The sequence below is a fragment of the Nocardia cyriacigeorgica genome (assembly GCF_010868145.1).
In the GTDB taxonomy this organism is placed as follows: domain Bacteria; phylum Actinomycetota; class Actinomycetes; order Mycobacteriales; family Mycobacteriaceae; genus Nocardia; species Nocardia cyriacigeorgica_D.
Map to the genome: position 1 here is coordinate 14,320 of NZ_JAAGUY010000042.1, position 17,449 is coordinate 31,768.

Here is a 17,449-nt window from a genome sequence, read left to right on the forward strand (position 1 = left end):
TATACCTTGACGCTGCGCGTGGTCGAGTGGTTGCGATTGGAACCACCGAGCGTACGCGCTATCGCGGATCAGTATGCAGTGCCCGGTCCGGCCGTCCCACGCGGCGGGGGGTGGGGACGGAAGAACCTACCCCAGATATAGCTCGTCCCTCACCGCCGTTACCGGTGGTGAGGGACGTGCTGTGGATGAATGCGAGCTCAGCTGAGCGCGCGAACTCCGGTGGCCTGCGGGCCCTTGGTGCCCTGACCAACCTCGAACTCGACCTTCTGGTTCTCCTCGAGGGTACGGAAGCCCGACCCCTGAATCTCGGAGTAGTGGACGAAGACGTCAGCGGAGCCGTCCTCGGGCGCGATGAAGCCGAACCCCTTCTCCGCGTTGAACCACTTCACAGTTCCCTGTGCCATTCTGTTCCTTCTCTTTTCTTACCGGAACGGCGGACAACTGGGTTCGTCCACCGGGCCCGTTCCGACCGCTGTACTGTTGGTTCCCCCTGCAGGAAAGCACCAAGCACACCGTTCGCAACATCGATCCTGCCGACGGTTTGGACTTTGGATCCGTCCCTCGAACACAGAAGCTTGCGACCAGGAACCAGTGAACCATGTCTCTGGGCAATTCGACAGCGGAGTTACCGACAATTTGCAAAAAACTTGATCTTGCGAATGCGCAGGTGAGGGACACATTGGGGGAATCCAGACTTCCGGTACGTTTGCCCCTCGATAACCGAGCGAGCATCTGGCTACCAGGCTGTGACCCAGGTCGCTATTGGGTATCGAAATGGCAGGTGACGCTCTTCGGACGCCCACGTTTCACACTTTCCCGACACGCCGGAGGGCAGATCGAGTGAATCCGGAAGACCGGACCGGCCGTGCGGCGACCGCGAATGGCGAAAGCCATGGGCGATCGTTGCTGAATCGTGTCCAAATCCAAGGCCCGGACGGCGACTCCCGGCTGACCCATGTGGCCGAACTTCCGGCACGGGCAGGCACAGTCACCGAATGGCCCGAATGGGTTCGGCCGGAAGTCGTCTCCGCCCTCGGCCATATCGGTATCACCGCGCCGTGGTCGCACCAGGTCGCCACCGCGGAAGCGGCGGCCAGTGGACGGCACGTCGTCGTCGCAACCGGAACCGCGTCCGGGAAGTCGCTGGGATATCAGCTGCCGGTGCTGAGTGATCTACTCGACGACCCCAAAGCCACGGCGCTGTATATCGCCCCGACCAAAGCTCTCGGCGCCGATCAACTGCGGGTGGTCGGCGAGCTGACCCACGACGGCCCGCTGCGCGATATCCACGCCGCGACCTACGACGGCGATACGCCAGGGGAGATCCGGCAGTGGGTGCGCGCCAACGCTCGGTGGATCTTCACCAACCCGGACATGCTGCACGTCGGCATGCTGCGCTCGCATCGGCGCTGGGCCAGGGTGCTGCGCAGGCTGCGATACGTGGTTGTCGACGAATGCCACGCCTACCGCGGCGTCTTCGGTTCGCATGTCGCATTGGTCCTGCGCAGGCTGCGGAGGCTGTCCGCGCACTACGGCGCCGATCCGGTCTTCGTGCTGTGTTCGGCCACCACCTCCGCCCCTGCGGACTCCGCGTCACGCCTGGTCGGAGCGCCGTGCGTGGCGATCACCGAGGACGGCTCACCGCGGGGTGCGCGAACCGTCGCGCTGTGGGAGCCGCCGCTGCTGAGCACGGTGACCGGGGAGAACGGCGCACCCGTGCGTCGGTCGGCGACATCGGAGGCCGCCCGGATCATGGCGGATCTGGTGGTCGAGGGCGCGCGCACCCTGACCTTCGTCCGGTCCCGTCGCGGCGCCGAAGTGGCAGCGATGGAGGCGCGGCGGGCACTGGCCGAGGTGGATCCCAGCCTGGTCGAGCGTGTGGCCACCTACCGCGGCGGATATCTGCCCGAGGATCGGCGCGAGCTGGAGGCGGCGATCTCGGACGGAACGCTGCTCGCCGCGGCCACCACCAACGCGCTCGAACTCGGCGTCGATATCGCCGGGCTGGACGCCGTGGTGATGTCGGGCTTTCCAGGGACCGTCGCGTCGTTCTGGCAGCAGGCCGGGCGGGCGGGTCGCCGGACCCAGGGGTCGCTGGTACTGCTGGTGGCCAGGGACGATCCGCTGGATACCTACCTGGTCCATCATCCCGAGGCACTGCTGGACAAGCCGGTCGAGGCCACCATCACCGATCCGCACAACCCCTACGTGCTCGGCCCGCAGCTGCTGTGTGCGGCACTCGAGCTGCCGCTCACCCAACGCGAAGCCGACGAGTTGGGTGCAGGCCGGGTGCTCGCCGATCTCGCCGCCAAGGGGCTGATTCGGCGCCGGGAAAACGGCAGCGCCGACACCGCGCGCTGGCACGTCACTGCCGACACCCAGCCGCACGACGCAGTCGACGTCCGCGGTGGCATCGGCGCGCCTGTGGCCATCGTCGATGGCGAAACCGGCAGGCTGCTCGGTACTGCCGATGCCGGGCGAGCGATGTCGACCTTGCATGCCGGCGCGGTGTATCTGCATCAGGGCGAGACGTACCTGGTGGACGAGCTCGACCTCGACGCAGGTGTCGCCTTCGTCCACGCCGGCGATCCGGGCTGGACGACCAGCGCACGCCAGACCACCTCCATCACCGTGCACGCGATTATCGACCAACAGGTCCACGGCGGCGTCACGACGGCATCAGCGCAGGTCGACGTCACCAGTCAGGTGGTCGGATATCTGCGCACGCTGCACACCGGTGAGGTACTCGGCCTCGTCGAACTCGATCTGCCTCCGCACACGCTGCCGACGAAGGCCGTGCTGTACACCGTGACGCCGGAGCTGCTTGCCCGCGCAGGCGTCGCCCGGCAACAGATCCCCGGCGCACTCCATGCCGCCGAGCACGCCGCGATCGGACTGCTGCCACTGGTCGCGACCTGCGACCGTTGGGATATCGGCGGCGTATCCATGGCCGAACACCCCGATACCGGCCTGCCCACCGTGTTCGTCTACGACGGTCAGCCCGGTGGGGCAGGCTTCGCCGAACGGGGCTTCGCCCAGCTGGATCGGTGGCTGTCGGCGACGCTGGCCGCCATCGACTCGTGCTCGTGCACGGCGGGCTGCCCCTCCTGTGTGCAGTCGCCCAAGTGCGGCAATGGCAACAGTCCGCTGGACAAGGCCGGCGCGGCGCGGCTGCTGACCGCCGTCCTGGCCGAGCTGCGAACGCCCAGGTGACGGAGACCCACCCGAAAGGTGATGCTGCCGCGCCCGTCGCGTGACCATTCGGTCATTTCCGACTGCGGTGGCGGGCATGAAACCGGGCATCCCGACCGCCGTACCGCGCTCACCAGGCCAGTCCGATTAAAAAGGACGGTTCTCATGTTAACTGATGCATAGCCATTACCTCTCATGTATCCATATGCGGATCTATTCATCGCTTTTCCGCTCGAGCCCGGAGAATTAACAGCTGCGTCTTATTAATTCGTCCGGAAGAAATGGGAATACTGGCCGTTAACAAAATGGCAGAGGTGCTTCATGCCCGTTCTTCCACTGGTCCCGCGCGCGCCATCGCACGAACTGTTCGGTCGCCCAGCAGACCCATTGGTACTTTTCCTTCGACGGTTACCACCACGTCCCATTCGGCCACTTCGCACGCACGAATCGTCATCAGCATCCGGCGCGCGATGTCACCCCCTTCCGCACACGCATCCGAAGCCCCGTATACCAATGCACCCGCCGCGGCCAGTGCCGCGAGATCAGCCGCCGCCTGGGCTCGATGCCGAGCAACAACCCCAGCCCCCACCTGCCCCACCAGCACCGTCAATCCGAGCAACCCGGCCAGCGCCAGGGCGGCGAACACGGTCGCACCTCCGGCCTCACCCCCACCCCGCACCCGCCCAGCGGCGCCCGTGCCCTGGATCGCCGAGCATCGCGAACTCGCACGCGGGAACGCGACTGAAACCGCCTCGTCGCCGGCTCGGACTTCGGGGCAAGGCCGGACCAACAGATCGAGTCCGATCATGGCTCTGCTCCTGGTTCGGGGGTCGCGAGCGCTTCCGCGTGTAGTTCCAGTAGTGGGAGGAGTGGTGTGCCGGCCCGCACGGTGGCGAGGATGTGGGGCCCTTCGCGCCGGACCGAGACTTCGGCGCCGGGCGGGGCTATGGCGCGGGCCGCGGGGAAAGCGTTGACGCTATCCCCGCGGGCGGCGAGGCGGGCAGCCTCACGAGCGGCGTCGATACAGCGGACCTGGGTCGACGCCGCGAGAAGGGCGCCTATGCACAGGACGACGGCGACGACGATCGCCGCGAGCGCGATCGCCGCCTCGACTGTGACGGCACCGCTGTCGTTACCGAGAACTCTTGTGCCACACATCTGTCCGCGACATGTCAGACGTTCGTATTCAGCGCACGATCGATGATCTTCGTCAACGCGTCCACGATGCTGTCGCCGGTCACCACCGCGTACAGGACCGCCCCGAAGGCCGCGGCGGCAATCGTGCCGATGGCATATTCGGCCGTACTCATACCGTCGTCGTCGACCATCAGGCGGTACAGCCGAGTCCGTGTCTCCATGTACGCCGAGCGCACTCGGTCGATCTGGCTGGCGCACACTCCGTGAATCGCGCGCCGCGACGAGCTTTCGATTCGCATCAGGTTCCCCTCTCCTACGACCCCGCGCGGCGAGTCCGCGCGGGAACGTTTCCAGTGCCCAGTCGGTATGCGTGCTCACAGCAGGCCGCCGCCGAGCACGCGGCCGGCAAGGCCGATGATCACCGGGACGATGCCGAGGCAGACGAACGCGGGCAGGAAGCACAGCCCGAGCGGTCCGCCGATCAGCACACCGGCGCGTTCGGCCCGTGCAGCCGCAGCGTCCTCCACAGCCGCGCGGCGCTGCTCGGCGAGCTCGCCCACCGCTGCCGCCAGTGAGGATCCCGATCGTGCCGACCGCCGGGCCAGCCGCGCCAACGTCTCGATCTCTCCGGACGCGTCGGTCGCCTCCTCGGCCACACGCTCCCACGCGGTGGCCGGATCGGCACCGAGCGCGAGCAGATCGGCGGCACAACGTAGCGGTTCGGCCAGGACAGGCGGCGCACCCGGCACAACCGCGTACACGGCGGCAGCGATCGGCAGACCCGCGCGCAGGCAGGCGGCCAGCAGATCGAAGACCGAGGCAGCTGCCAGTGGGTCTACTCCCCGCCGTCGGCTCGTTCCAGGCATCCACCGGTTCGTGCTGGTTTTCCCTGTGGGAGCCAGGCGGCGCGTCACCACCAGTCGCCCGGGCGAGAGCAACAATGCGACGGCCAGCAGTATCGAGGCCATTCCGGCTGGTGATCCCATCGCTGACCCCCTGTTTCGCAGCAGAATTCGGCCGGTTCACAGCAGCACCCTTCTGGTGATCTCGTCCGACCACAACAAGCCGGCACAAGCCAGGGCGGTACCCAGCGGAAGCAGGTAGGCCCCGGCAGGCGCCGCGAACAGCACATGCAGCGGGGCCGCGCCCATGAGCTGGCCGAGACCGACGCCGAGCAGCGGCAGCCCGGCCAATACCGTCGCCGTCGCACGCGCACCGGCGAGGGCGGCAGTCGTGCGCCCACGAAAGCGGATTCGGCCGAGTAGATCGGCGCGGGCGGCGCCGAGCAGCTCGGCGAGTGCGAGACCGTGGTGCTCGGCCACCCGCCAGGCCTCCGCTACGCGGTCCAGCTCCGCTGAGATCACGGAGTCCGGCCTACTCAACCCGTCGGCGCCGGAGCCACCGAGCCTGCTGCGCGCCGCGCCAACCGCGAAGGCCTGCGCCGCAATGCCTTTGGCGTCGCCAGCGGCGGCGTCTGCCGCGGCGCTGGGGTGCGCACCTACTCGGAGCTCGCCGATAACGGATTCGAGCGCGTCGAGCAGATACCCACATTCGGCAACATGTCGCCGGTCGCGTCCTCTGCGCCGCCCGCGAAACACCACCGTCGCCGCGATCAACACGGCCGCCGTCAGCGGACCGATGCCGAGCATGAGAGCACAAACACATGCGAGGACGAGCCCCACACGAAAGGCGATGTCCCGGTATACCTTGGGTGACGATTTCACCGCGCCGAACAGCTCTCCGAAGCGCCGCCGCGACACCGCCATCGGCGTCGCCGACAACGCGAGCACCAGACAGACCAACGCCCCGATCATCGCCCGGACCGCTCGTTCGGCCGGTCGGTCGAACAGCCGATGGCAGTCGAATCACCCGTGCGCCCGCATCCAGCGAGTCTGGGCCACCACACCTCTCGCGCGATCATCGGCCGAGCCGTTCGTTCAACAGGCGTTCGAGCTCCGCTGCTGCCGGTACCGGTGCATTATCGGCGCGCCAGGCCGCGCTGATGCGGACCTGGCCGCCGCCATCTCGGCGGACCAGGCCGACTTCCTGAATGGCGCGGGTTCCGTCGGCACGGCGGTGAACATGCAGGATCACCTGAACGGCGGCGGCGAGCTGGCTGTGCAGGGCCTCTCGGTCCATGCCGCCGAGGGCGGCGAGCGCCTCCAGCCGGGCCGGGACCTCACCCGGCGAGTTGGCATGCACCGTGCCCGCTCCCCCATCGTGGCCGGTATTGAGTGCGGTCAGCAGGTCGACGACTTCGGCGCCGCGCACCTCACCGACCACGATCCGGTCAGGTCGCATCCGCAAGGCCTGCCGGACGAGCTCACGCACCGTCACCTGCCCCACTCCCTCGACATTGGCGGTGCGCGCGACGAGCCGGACGACGTGCGGGTGCGGCGGTGCCAGCTCGGCCGCGTCCTCGACACAGATAATGCGTTCGGCGCGCGCGACAGTCGCCAACAGCCCGGACAGCAACGTGGTTTTGCCAGCGCCGGTGCCCCCGACCACCAGGAATGCGAGCCGGGCTGCGACGATGCGCTCCAACAGGACTTTCGCCGCACCTGGTAGTGCACCCATCGCGGCCAGTGCCCCGAGGCCCTGGGTCGCCGGACGAAGCACCCGAAGCGACAAACATGTGCCACCGTGCGCCACCGGTGCGAGCACGGCGTGCAGCCGCACTCCGAACGATTCACCGAGGACCGCGCCGCGGGCGGGCAGAGTCCCGTCCACCCATGGCTGGGCGTCGTCGAGCCGTCGGCCTGCGGCCAAGGCCAAGCGTTGGGCCAGCCGCCGCACCGCGGCTTCATCGGCGAACGTGATCGAGGTCTTCTCGAGCCCCTGACCGCGGTCGATCCAAACCTCGTCGGGTGCGGTAACCAGTACGTCGGCGACCTTGACGTCGTGCAATAGCGGTTCGAGCACTCCGGCACCGGTCAGCTCGGTCTGCAGTAGACGCAGCGCCCGCAGCAGGTCCGTGTCACCGAGAACACCGCCCGCTTCGACGCGGATCGCGGCGGCCACCTCGGCCGGATCCGGATCGCCTGCCGCTGCTGCCAACCGCTCCCGAACCCGATCCAGCAGCTCCGCCGTCACCAGCCCGCCCATCGCCCCTCCCTCGATCTCATGGATTCGGCTACCCCGCAAGTCATCTCGCGGACTCCGTCGACGCACCGAGCACCACCAGAACCGCATCGGCGGCCTCGCGCAGCGGCCCACGACCGACCGAGAGCCCGCCACGTTCCAGCCGGGCGGACAACCCCGGCTGCGCACGGACTGCCGCCAGCAACGGCAGGTCGAGCACTTCGGCGATCTCCGGGCCGCGCAAACCACCCGGCGCCGGACCGCGAACAACGAGTCCGCGGTTGGGATTTCGTCGACCGATGTGCGCCGATACCGCTTCGGCAGCCGCGACAGCACGCAGGCCGGCGGTAACGACAAGGACCACCAGATCGGCCGCGTCGAGCATCTGATCGGCCTGCGGCCCGCGTTCGGCCGAAACATCGCAAACGACGAGATCTCCTGCGCCACGGCCCGCTTCGATCACCGCGTGTATACCGCCACCCCCGATCGCCGAGCGGGCACCGATGCCGCGGCCGCAGGACAGGACCTCGAGCCCGGGCGCGGCCGCCGGTAGCGCGTCGTGGAGCGCGGCCGCCGATACGCGGCCGTCCTCGACGATGAGGTCGGGCCAGCGCAGGCCCGGTACTTTCTCGATACCGAGCAGCAGGTCGAGTCCGCCGCCGAGGGGTGCACCGTCGACCAGCAGGGTGTGACGACGGAAGCCGGTGGCGGCCGAGCGCACGGCGACGGCCGCCGACAGCACGGAGGCGCCCGCTCCGCCACATGCCCCGGTGACGGCCACCACGACGCCGCCGCTGGCCCGGTGTTCACCGCGTTCGGCGAAGGTCTCGATGAGTCCGACAGCCGCGCCGGGTAGCGCGATGACGCGTTCGGCGCCGATGGCCGCCGCGGCCTGCCAGTCGAGCAGCCCGGGCTCACCGTCGGTGACGGTGACGACTCCGGTGCGGCGCAGGTACCCGGCTTCGGCACACGCCACCGCCGCAGAGGTGTCGAGTATCACCAGCGGTGCGCTCGCCCAGGCGTGTCTGCCGAGCGGCATATCGCGTTCGTCCACCTGCCGTTCGGCGGCAGCCGCAACGCGGCGGACTTCGTCGCGCAGGCCTGGTTCTCGAATGATCGCCAGGGCGGGTGCGGCATGCGGGCGGCCGGTCGCGTCGAGGTCCATGCAGGTCAGCGTCGCGGAGTTGCGGCGCATGCGACAGGCTCGATACACCGAATGTGGATAACTCGCCTGTTGTGGACAACGTGGAAAAGTATCTGGCCAGCGCCGTACCCGGCGATGTGAAAATCAGACTTGTCTCGAAATAGAGGACGGCCCCAGCCGGGGGGGGAGGAGGCTGGGGCCGTCGGGTTCAGCCCCGGGGGGTCGGGCTGAACGCGCCTGGAACATGTCCAGGTGCCAGCAATACTACACCGAAGGACCGGCGAAAGCGCAAGTCCAATGTTGAAGAAGTTTCGCGCGCCACAAACAGCGCAAGGAGCGGGCGCGGCGCCAGGCGGGACACCACATATCCTTGACCCGTGACGGCCAACGGCGAACAGCCCGGACATCCGCACGACGGCGCCCAGCGGGCTGGTCGCGTGGCGGCATTCTTCGACCTCGACAAGACCGTGATCGCGAAGTCGAGCACCTACGTGTTCAGCAAGCCGTTCTTCGCTCGAGGCCTGTTGAACCGGCGGGCAGTCCTGGAGAGTAGCTACGCGCATTTCATGTTCCTGCTCTCCGGCGCCGACCACGATCAGATGGAGCGCATGCGCGCCCACCTGACGAGCATGTGCGCAGGCTGGGATGTAGAACAGGTGAAATCCGTTGTGGCCGAGACACTGCACGAGCTGGTCGACCCGCTCGTCTACGCCGAGGCGGCCGATCTGATCGCCGACCACAAGATCCGCGGGCACGACGTGGTGATCGTGTCCGCCTCCGGTGAGGAGATCGTGGCACCGATCGCCGAGGCCCTCGGCGCCAACCACACTGCGGCCACCCGGATGGTCGTCGAGGACGGCAAGTACACCGGCGAAGTCGAGTTCTACTGCTACGGCGAAGGCAAGGTCGCCGCGATCGAAAAGCTGTCGGCCACCGAGGGATATGACCTGTCGCGGTGCTACGCGTATTCGGATTCGATCACCGATCTGCCGATGCTCGGCACGGTCGGACATCCGACGGCCGTGAACCCCGACCGCACGCTGCGCCGTGAGGCCGTGGCCCGGAGCTGGCCGGTGCTGACCTTCTCCAACCCGGTGTCGCTCTGGTCGCGGTTCCAGGCCCCGTCCTCGACCACGGTGGCGGCCACAGCGGCGGTGGGTTTGAGCGCGGTACTGGCTGGTGTGGTCAGCTACCGGTTGCTGCGCCGGCGCCGCTGACACGGCACGCCGACGCCGGATACGCCGGTGCTCGACGACCGTTTGCCAAACGCTGGCCGGTACGGTCGTACAAGATCGCGCAGGGTGCTGCGACCTGGGATTTAAACACGAAACACCGGAAGACACGCCGATAATTCGATGTTTTCCAACCACTTGATGTGAGTGCAATCACAGTGTAGAAATGAAGGCACGGAAGGACGGAAGGCCAGGACGGAGTCGGAAGAGAAGACTCAGCCCCCCATCCCACCCTTCCCAGCACGGACGCCAGGCACCCACGCGGAGCGCGCCGCGACAAGGGCAAAAGCGTTGTGGGCCTGCGACATTCGAGCTGCCGACGGCGAGCGCCTCGCATAAATGCGGGGATGAGCCGCGGTGGAATCGGATCAATCGCCGAGGCCGCAGAACACAACCCACCCAGCACGCTTGGTAACCAGGTGATCCGTGCTAGCGGGCGGTGAGGTCGGAGACGACAACGCCGCCCGCTTCGATATGTCCACACCTCACACACCCCCGAGGGCGCAGTCCGTCCCGGCCCGCGCATGTCCGGAGCGAATGCGGATGGACGCCCTAACCAGAGGCGGCGTCGGCGATCGATGTCGCCTCTCGCGCGCCGTCCTCCAGCGCGCCGCAGCACAGAATCACCCAGCCGCCGACCGCCTCGGCCGTCCCTGACCCGAACGCCGCCGCGCCCTCCAGGTAGGCCTGGCGCCTGCGCAACCAGAACACCTCCGGGACGCCGAGGCTGTGCGGGTCCAGCCCACTCGACACCGCAACCAGCCGTGACGCTGCCCTCGCGACGATCCCGTCGGCCGTACCGAACGGCCGCAGCGTCATTAGCTCGCCGTGTACCACGGCGGCGATCACCGGAGCGGGCGCCGACGATCCGAGCACCGTCTGCGCGAGCAGGTCCAGCCGCTGCGCCACCCCGCCGTCGCTGCGCGGCCTGCCGAGTTCGGCCTCGTCGGCGACCAGGTCCGCGGCGGCCAGCAGGTGCAATCGAGCCAGCGCCTGCAGCGGTGCCCGCTGCCAGGTCCCGACCAGATTCCGCAGCGCATCACCGTCGAGCGCCTGCCCGACCCGCAGCGATCCCGCCAGAATCGGATCGGTGACGTTGCCGTCGGCGGGTAACTCGACACTGCCGCCGTCGATCGCCGCCGACGACCGGGCGGCCCGCACCGCAGCCTCGGCCGCGGTGGTCGGCCAGCCCCGGCGGTTGCTCTTGTGCCGATGGACCTCGGCGAGCGCATCGCGGGCCTTGTCGGCGGCGGCGCGCACACCGGGCAGATCGACGAGGGGCTGCAGCGGATCGGTCACGGCATACGAGGCTACTGCCGTCGCACCGGTCAGCTCACCAGCAGGTCCCGGCCAGGGATGGCGTCGAGCAGCCTGCGGGTGTAGTCCTCGCGTGGATTGTCGAATACCGCGTCGGTGGTGGCGGCCTCGACGACGCGGCCTGCCCGCATCACGAGGACGTCGTCGGCGATCTGGCGTACAACGGCCAGATCGTGGGTGATGAACAGGTACGACAGCCCGAGTTCGGCCTGCAGGTCGTTGAGCAGTGCCAGAATCTGCGCCTGCACCAGCACGTCCAGCGCCGAGACCGCCTCGTCGCAGACCACGAGATCCGGTTCCAGGGTCAGGGCGCGGGCGATCGCGACGCGTTGGCGCTGGCCACCGGACAGTTCGTTCGGGTAGCGCGATAGCACGTCCGTTGGAAGCGCCACCTTGTCGAGCAGGTCGCGCACCCTGGCATCACGTTCGGCGCGACCGCCGATGCCATGGGTGCGCAGCGGTTCGGTGAGGGTGCGGTGAATCGAATACATGGGATCCAGCGAGCCGTACGGATTCTGGAAGATCGGTTGGACCCGGCGCCGGAATGCCAGCGGCGATTTCCGGCTCAGCCGCGCCACATCGTCACCGTCGAAGAACACCGTGCCGGAGGTCGGCTCGAGCAGCCCGAGCACCAGTTGCGCGACCGTCGACTTCCCCGACCCGGATTCCCCGACGATCGCCGTGGTGGTGCCGCGCCGCATCCGGAACGTGACCTCGTCCGCGGCAAGCAGTTCGGTCGATTTCCACGGCACCGATCCGCGAATCCGGTACCGCTTGGTGAGCCGGTCGGCCACCAGAATCTCCTCGGCGGCCACCGAACCCGCCGCCACCTCGCCGGGCACTGCTTCCTCGGCGACCTCGATCGACCGCCGCCGCACCTGGGCGCGCATCGCGCTCACCGAACGCCGGCCGGCCACCAGCGACGGCGCCGAATCGACCAGACGCCGGGTGTATTCGTGCTGCGGATCGCGCAGGATCTCCAGTGCAGGCCCCGATTCCACCACCCGGCCGCGATACATCACCGCCAGATGTTCGGCCCGCTCGGCGGCCAGACCGAGGTCGTGGGTGATCAGCAACATCGCGGTGCCGAGCTGTGCGGTGAGATCATCGATGTGGTCGAGGATCTGGCGCTGCACGGTGACGTCGAGGGCTGAGGTCGGCTCGTCGGCGATGAGCAACTCCGGACGGCCGGATAGGCCGATCGCGATCAGCGCGCGCTGGCGCAGCCCACCGGACAGCTCGTGCGGATACTGGTTCACCCGGTATTCGGGATCCGGGATTCCCGCCTCGCGCAGCAGTTCGACGGCGCGCTCACGTGCCGCCCGACCACGCGCGATCCCGTTGGCGGACAGCGTTTCAGCGATCTGGTAACCGATCTTCCACACCGGGTTCAGGTTCGACATCGGGTCCTGCGGTACGAATCCGATACCGTTGCCGCGCACCGCGACCAGCTCGGATTCCGGTGCTTTCGCCAGCTCGCGGCCGCCGAACCGGATCTGCCCCGACACGACCTGTCCGCCGCTGGGCAGCAGCCCGATCACCGTGTGCGCGGTGGTCGATTTACCGGACCCGGATTCGCCGACGATCGCGACCGTCTGCCCGGGATAGACCGTCAGGTCGACACCGCGCACCGCATCGACCCGATCGTCACCGGAACCGAACGCGACGTGCAGATCACGGATCTCCAGCAGCGGGCTCATGCACGCCTCCTGCGTGATTTCGGATCGAGGGCATCGCTGAGTGCGTCGCCGAGCATGATGAAGCTGAGCACCGTCACCGCCAGCGCCGTCGCGGGATAGAACAGGATCAGCGAACCGCCGCGCAACTGCTGCTGACCGGTCGCGATATCGGCACCCCACGACACCTCGGTCGGTGGCAGTCCGACGCCGAGGAATGACAGGGTGGCCTCGGTAACGATGAAGACGCCGAGCCAGATGGTGGTCACCACGATGACCGGGCCGAGCGAGTTCGGTAGCACGTGGCGCAGCAGAGTGCGCAACCGCGATACCCCCAATGCCCGTGCCGCCAGCACGTATTCGCTGTTCTTGGCCGCGATGACCGCGCCGCGCGCGATGCGGGCGACCTGCGGCCAGGTGAACCCGGCCAGAATGACGATCACCAGCCAGATGGTCCGGCGCTCCGACAGCTGCATGACGACGATGGCGGCCAGCATCAGCGGGATCGCGTACACGATCTCCGAGATACGGGAAATGATCGAGTCGAGCGGTCCACCGTAGAAGCCGGCCAGGGCGCCGAGCGTCGCGCCGATACCCACGAACAGCAGCGACGCGCCGACACCCGTCAGCACCGACGCGCGTGCCCCGTACACCGTGCGGGCATAGATATCGCACCCCTGCAGATCGAAGCCGAACCAGTGCTGCGAGCTCGGCGGCAGCAGGCTGTTGTCGACCACGCAATACCGGGGGTCCTGGTCGGTGAACAGGCCGGGGAAGAAGGCGAGCAGCAATACCAGCACGATCAACGCGACCGACACCAGGAACAGCGGATTTCGCCGCAACCCGCGCCACGCCTCGCCCCAGAATCCGCGCGGTGCTCCGGCGACTCGCACCCGATCGACAGCGTCGACCTCGACCGCATCGACAGGGGCGACCCAGCGCTGCTGGCCCGGACGGGCCTGCGGACGCTCATCGGACATGCTCACTCCCTTCTCACGCGTAGCGGATCCGTGGATCGAGGGCCGCGTACAGCAGGTCGACGATCAGGTTGGCGAGCAGGAACACCACGATCAGCACGGTCACAAAGGAGACGACGGTCGGCGCCTCACCCCGCACCACAGCCTGGTAGAGCGTGCCGCCGACGCCAGGGATATTGAAGATGCCCTCGGTCACGATGGCCCCGCCCATCAGCGCACCGAGGTCGGCGCCGATGAAGGTGACCACCGGGATCAGCGAATTGCGCAGAATATGGGCAACGACGACGCGGCGCCGCGCCAGCCCTTTCGCGGTCGCGGTGCGCACATAGTCGGCGTCCCGGTTCTCCACCACCTGGCTGCGGGTCAATCGCAGGACATAGGCGAACGACAGCGCGCCGAGGACCATCGCGGGCACGATCAGCCGAGAAAAACTGGCGTCCGCACCGACTGTCACCGGCGCGATCCCCCATTCGATACCGAACAGGTACTGGGCGAGGAATGCGAGCACGAACACCGGCACCGCGATCACGATCAAGCTGGCCACCAGCATCGTCGAATCGAACAGCTTGCCTTTGCGCAGCCCGGCGATGACACCGAAGAACACGCCGAAGACCGCCTCGAACAACACCGCGAGCAGAGCCAGCCGGAACGTGATCGGGAAGGCGCGCGCCAGTTCCTCACTGACCGGGCGGCCCGAGTAGGACGTGCCGAGATCGAAGGTGAAGATGCCCTTCAGGTAGTAGAGGTACTGCACGATGAACGGCTCGTCCAGGTGGTAGCGGGCCTGCAATTGGGCTTCCAGCGCGGGCGTCAGCGTGCGGTCACCAGCGAGTGCGGCCACCGATCCACCCGAGACCTTGTAGATCAGGAAGTAGATGAGCAGGGTGGCGCCGAAGAACACCGGAATCATCTGCAATAGTCGCCGCACGATGTACCAGGCCATGGGCTCTCCTCACTCTCCGACGGCTCAGCGCAGTTCGATGTTCTCGAAGTCCGCCAGACCGTTCCAGGCGAAGGTGACATTGCGGACGCGCTCGGAGTACCCAGCGGAGTTCACATAGTCGAAGACCGGGATGGTCGGCAGATCGTGCAGCAGCACCTGCTGCGCCTGCCCGACCAGCTGCCAGGACTGTTCCTCGGTCGGCGCCGCTTCGGCGGCGGCGATCAGGGCGTCGAATTCCGGGTTGTTGTAGTCGAAGTCGTTGGTGGCGGAGCTACTGAGAAATCCGGGCTCCAGGAATTGCAGCATGGTCGGATAGTCACCCTGCCAGCCGGAACGGAAGGCCTTGCCGATGGTGCGCGAGGTGACCTGATCGCGCAGTTGCTTGAAGGTCGGGAACGCGGCGCCGACGGCCTCGATACCGAGGGTGTTCTTGATGCTGTTGGCGACGGCATCCACCCAGGCCTGATGCCCGCCGTCGGCGTTGTACGCGATCTCGAAACGCCCGCTCCACGGCGAGATCTCGTTCGCCTGCGCCCAGAGCCTGCGGGCCTCGTCGGGGTTGTAGTCGAGAACCTCGGAGCCGGGCAGGTTCGGGTTGTAACCAGGAAGTACCCGTGAGGTGTAGTCGCGGGCGGGTTTTCGGGTGCCGCGGAAGATCTTGTCGCCGATGCGTTCTCGTTGGATCGCCATCGAGAGGGCGTGCCTGCGGAGTCTGCCCTCTTCCCCATCGAAATGCGGCAGGCCGGGCTGGGTACCGATCCACTGGTTCTGCGCCGTTGGCGCGGACACGGCCCGCTCACCCAGATCGTCGTCGACTACCGTCAACGCACTGGGCGGGACCGTATCGAGCACATCGAGGTTCCCGGCCAACAGGTCCGAGTAGGCGGCATCGAAGTTGGAATAGAACACGAAGGTGAGGCCCTTGTTCCTGGCCGGACGCCCGCCCCGGTAGCTCTCGTTGGGCACCAAGTTCAACGTCACGTCGTGCTGCCAGGCGTCGCCGTCGGCGAACCGGTACGGGCCGTTGCCGATCGGATGCTGACCGAACGCGTCGATGTCGTCGAACGCGTCCTCGGGCAATGGATAGAACGGCGCGTACGCCAGCCGGGTGCCGAAGTCGATGGTCGGCGCCTTCAGGTCGACTGTGAACGTGAGATCGTCGAGCACGCGCAGCCCCGACATCGTCTGCGCGCGTGGCGGATCGGCCTGCACATCATCGAAGCCGACGATCGGTTCATAGGTGTAGCTCTGCAGCTGCGCATTGGTGATCAGCGCACCGAAGTTCCAGGCGTCGACGAACGAATGCGCGGTGACCGGTGAGCCGTCGCTGAACGTCCAGCCCGGCTTCAGCCGGATCAGGTAGTGCTGCTGGTCGGTGGTCTCGATGGATTGGGCAACCTCATCGTGTAGGCCGCCGTTCGCATCGATCCGGCGCAGCCCGGCGAAGAGCCGGTCGACGATGCGACCGCCACCGTTCTCATTGGTGTTCGACGGGACCAGCGGATTCTGCGGTTCGGTGCCGTTGACCGCGATGGATTCGCCCAACGCCGGGGTGATCGTGCAGGCGGGCAGGCTCGCGGCACACAGCAGGGCCAGCATCAGGGCCGCGGCCAAGGGCCGAATCCGCGTTCGCTGCATGTGCACCCCCGAATCGTTGTCGTCGCCCGAACGCCGCGGCCATGTGCAGACCCCGTCCGGCAGCGCCGATCAGGAGCCGACGATAGCCACCACACCATCGGTTTGTCAGTCGACCGCGCCGAACTCATGTCCGTCATATCGGCCGCCCACCCGGTGGGCACACTGGCAGCGGCGTGGGTCACAGTTGACTACTGTCGAAACCGGCCGCATGCGCAGGTGATGTGAAGGAAGTGACGAGATGACCGAAACCACCGCCGATCACCAGGACTCGTACCCGCCGAGCGCGGCTTTCGCCGCCGCCGCGAACGCCGATGCCGAGATCTATCGACGCGCCGAATCCGATCGCGACGCCTTCTGGGCCGAGCAGGCCGACCGTCTGCACTGGCATGACCGGTGGTCGCAGGTGCTGGACTGGTCGGACGCCCCGGTCGCCCGATGGTTCGTCGAGGGCAAGCTCAACGTGGCCTACAACTGCGTCGACCGGCATGTGCTCGACGGTCACGGCGACCAGGTCGCGATTCACTGGGAGGGCGAACCGGGCGATTCCCGCGCCATCACCTACAACGAACTCCTCGCCGAGGTCAGCCGTGCCGCCAACTATCTGACCGAGCTCGGCCTCGAGGCCGGCGACCGGGTCGCCATCTATATGCCGATGGTTCCCGAAGCCATCGTCTCGATGCTGGCCTGCGCGCGGCTCGGGCTCACTCATTCGGTGGTTTTCGCCGGGTTCTCCCCGTCCGCGCTGCGGCAACGGGTCGACGACGCCCGCGCCCGGCTGGTCATTACCACCGACGGCCAGTGGCGCCGCGGTAAGTCCGCCCCGCTCAAGGAGGCGGTGGACGAGGCGCTCTACGCCAGCGGCGACGTGCCGCACAGCGTCGAGCACGTGCTGGTGGTGCGCCGCACCAACGTCGAGGTGCCGTGGACCGAGGGCCGCGACCTGTGGTGGCACGACACCGTCGCCCAAGCCTCCCCCGAACACCAGCCACAGGCCTTCGACGCCGAACACCCCCTGTTCATCCTCTACACCTCCGGCACCACCGGAAAACCCAAAGGCATCCTGCACACCAGCGGCGGCTACCTCACCCAAACCGCCTACACCCACCACAACG

General features: G+C 67.6%; 16 protein-coding genes. 3 read left to right on the forward strand and 13 right to left on the reverse strand.

The window, feature by feature from the left end; genetic code table 11:
* Positions 1-197: 197 nt before the first annotated feature.
* Complete coding sequence (locus GV792_RS27410) at positions 198-404, reverse strand: cold-shock protein (protein ID WP_011206895.1); 207 nt, start codon at positions 402-404, stop codon at positions 198-200.
* A 499-nt stretch (positions 405-903) separates the two neighbouring features.
* On the opposite strand from GV792_RS27410, the gene GV792_RS27415 reads away from it, so the two are divergent.
* A complete protein-coding gene (locus GV792_RS27415; RefSeq protein WP_256673895.1) occupies positions 904-3,213 on the forward strand; it encodes a DEAD/DEAH box helicase in 2,310 nt (769 codons plus the stop codon).
* A 298-nt stretch (positions 3,214-3,511) separates the two neighbouring features.
* On the opposite strand, the gene GV792_RS27420 is transcribed toward GV792_RS27415, so the two are convergent.
* The 7 genes from GV792_RS27420 to ssd form a co-directional block, all read right to left on the reverse strand.
* Positions 3,512-3,898 (reverse strand): Rv3654c family TadE-like protein, encoded by a 387-nt coding sequence (locus GV792_RS27420; protein ID WP_375154478.1) that lies wholly within the window; start codon positions 3,896-3,898, stop codon positions 3,512-3,514.
* A 98-nt stretch (positions 3,899-3,996) separates the two neighbouring features.
* On the reverse strand, positions 3,997-4,350 hold the full coding sequence (locus tag GV792_RS27425) for a TadE family type IV pilus minor pilin (protein WP_163827880.1): 354 nt from the start codon (positions 4,348-4,350) through the stop codon (positions 3,997-3,999).
* Between the two features lie 14 nt (positions 4,351-4,364).
* Complete coding sequence (locus tag GV792_RS27430; protein WP_163827893.1) at positions 4,365-4,550, reverse strand: DUF4244 domain-containing protein; 186 nt, start codon at positions 4,548-4,550, stop codon at positions 4,365-4,367.
* 153 nt (positions 4,551-4,703) lie between these two features.
* The gene (locus tag GV792_RS27435) at positions 4,704-5,315 is read right to left on the reverse strand and encodes a type II secretion system F family protein (protein ID WP_163827881.1); all 612 of its coding nucleotides are present in this window, start codon (positions 5,313-5,315) and stop codon (positions 4,704-4,706) included.
* 36 nt (positions 5,316-5,351) lie between these two features.
* On the reverse strand, positions 5,352-6,143 hold the full coding sequence (locus GV792_RS27440) for a hypothetical protein (protein ID WP_163827882.1): 792 nt from the start codon (positions 6,141-6,143) through the stop codon (positions 5,352-5,354).
* Between the two features lie 103 nt (positions 6,144-6,246).
* Positions 6,247-7,434: a TadA family conjugal transfer-associated ATPase gene (locus GV792_RS27445; RefSeq protein ID WP_163827883.1), complete on the reverse strand. Its 1,188-nt coding sequence runs from the start codon at positions 7,432-7,434 to the stop codon at positions 6,247-6,249.
* 40 nt (positions 7,435-7,474) lie between these two features.
* Complete coding sequence (gene ssd, locus GV792_RS27450) at positions 7,475-8,575, reverse strand: septum site-determining protein Ssd (protein WP_163827894.1); 1,101 nt, start codon at positions 8,573-8,575, stop codon at positions 7,475-7,477.
* A 356-nt stretch (positions 8,576-8,931) separates the two neighbouring features.
* Between ssd and GV792_RS27455 the strand changes: the two genes are divergently transcribed.
* Positions 8,932-9,771 carry an HAD-IB family hydrolase gene (locus GV792_RS27455; RefSeq protein WP_163827884.1) on the forward strand — a complete coding sequence of 280 codons (840 nt, stop codon included), beginning with the start codon at positions 8,932-8,934 and terminating at the stop codon, positions 9,769-9,771.
* 567 nt (positions 9,772-10,338) lie between these two features.
* Here the strand turns inward: GV792_RS27455 and GV792_RS27460 are convergent.
* The 5 genes from GV792_RS27460 to GV792_RS27480 are packed head-to-tail and all read right to left on the reverse strand — an operon-like array spanning position 10,339 to position 16,337.
* Positions 10,339-11,085: an oxidoreductase gene (locus tag GV792_RS27460; protein WP_163827885.1), complete on the reverse strand. Its 747-nt coding sequence runs from the start codon at positions 11,083-11,085 to the stop codon at positions 10,339-10,341.
* A gap of 29 nt (positions 11,086-11,114) precedes the next feature.
* Positions 11,115-12,803 (reverse strand): dipeptide ABC transporter ATP-binding protein, encoded by a 1,689-nt coding sequence (locus tag GV792_RS27465; protein ID WP_163827886.1) that lies wholly within the window; start codon positions 12,801-12,803, stop codon positions 11,115-11,117.
* Positions 12,800-13,759, reverse strand: a complete 960-nt coding sequence (locus GV792_RS27470) for an ABC transporter permease (protein WP_163827887.1) — start codon at positions 13,757-13,759, stop codon at positions 12,800-12,802. Before GV792_RS27470 ends, GV792_RS27465 begins: the two co-directional genes overlap by 4 nt.
* A gap of 13 nt (positions 13,760-13,772) precedes the next feature.
* On the reverse strand, positions 13,773-14,699 hold the full coding sequence (locus tag GV792_RS27475; protein WP_163827888.1) for an ABC transporter permease: 927 nt from the start codon (positions 14,697-14,699) through the stop codon (positions 13,773-13,775).
* A 24-nt stretch (positions 14,700-14,723) separates the two neighbouring features.
* Positions 14,724-16,337, reverse strand: a complete 1,614-nt coding sequence (locus tag GV792_RS27480) for a peptide ABC transporter substrate-binding protein (protein ID WP_163827889.1) — start codon at positions 16,335-16,337, stop codon at positions 14,724-14,726.
* Positions 16,338-16,575: 238 nt separating this feature from the next.
* On the opposite strand from GV792_RS27480, the gene GV792_RS27485 reads away from it, so the two are divergent.
* Positions 16,576-17,449, forward strand: an 874-nt coding sequence (locus GV792_RS27485; RefSeq protein ID WP_163827890.1) for an AMP-binding protein, incomplete at its 3' end; no start/stop codon positions are given.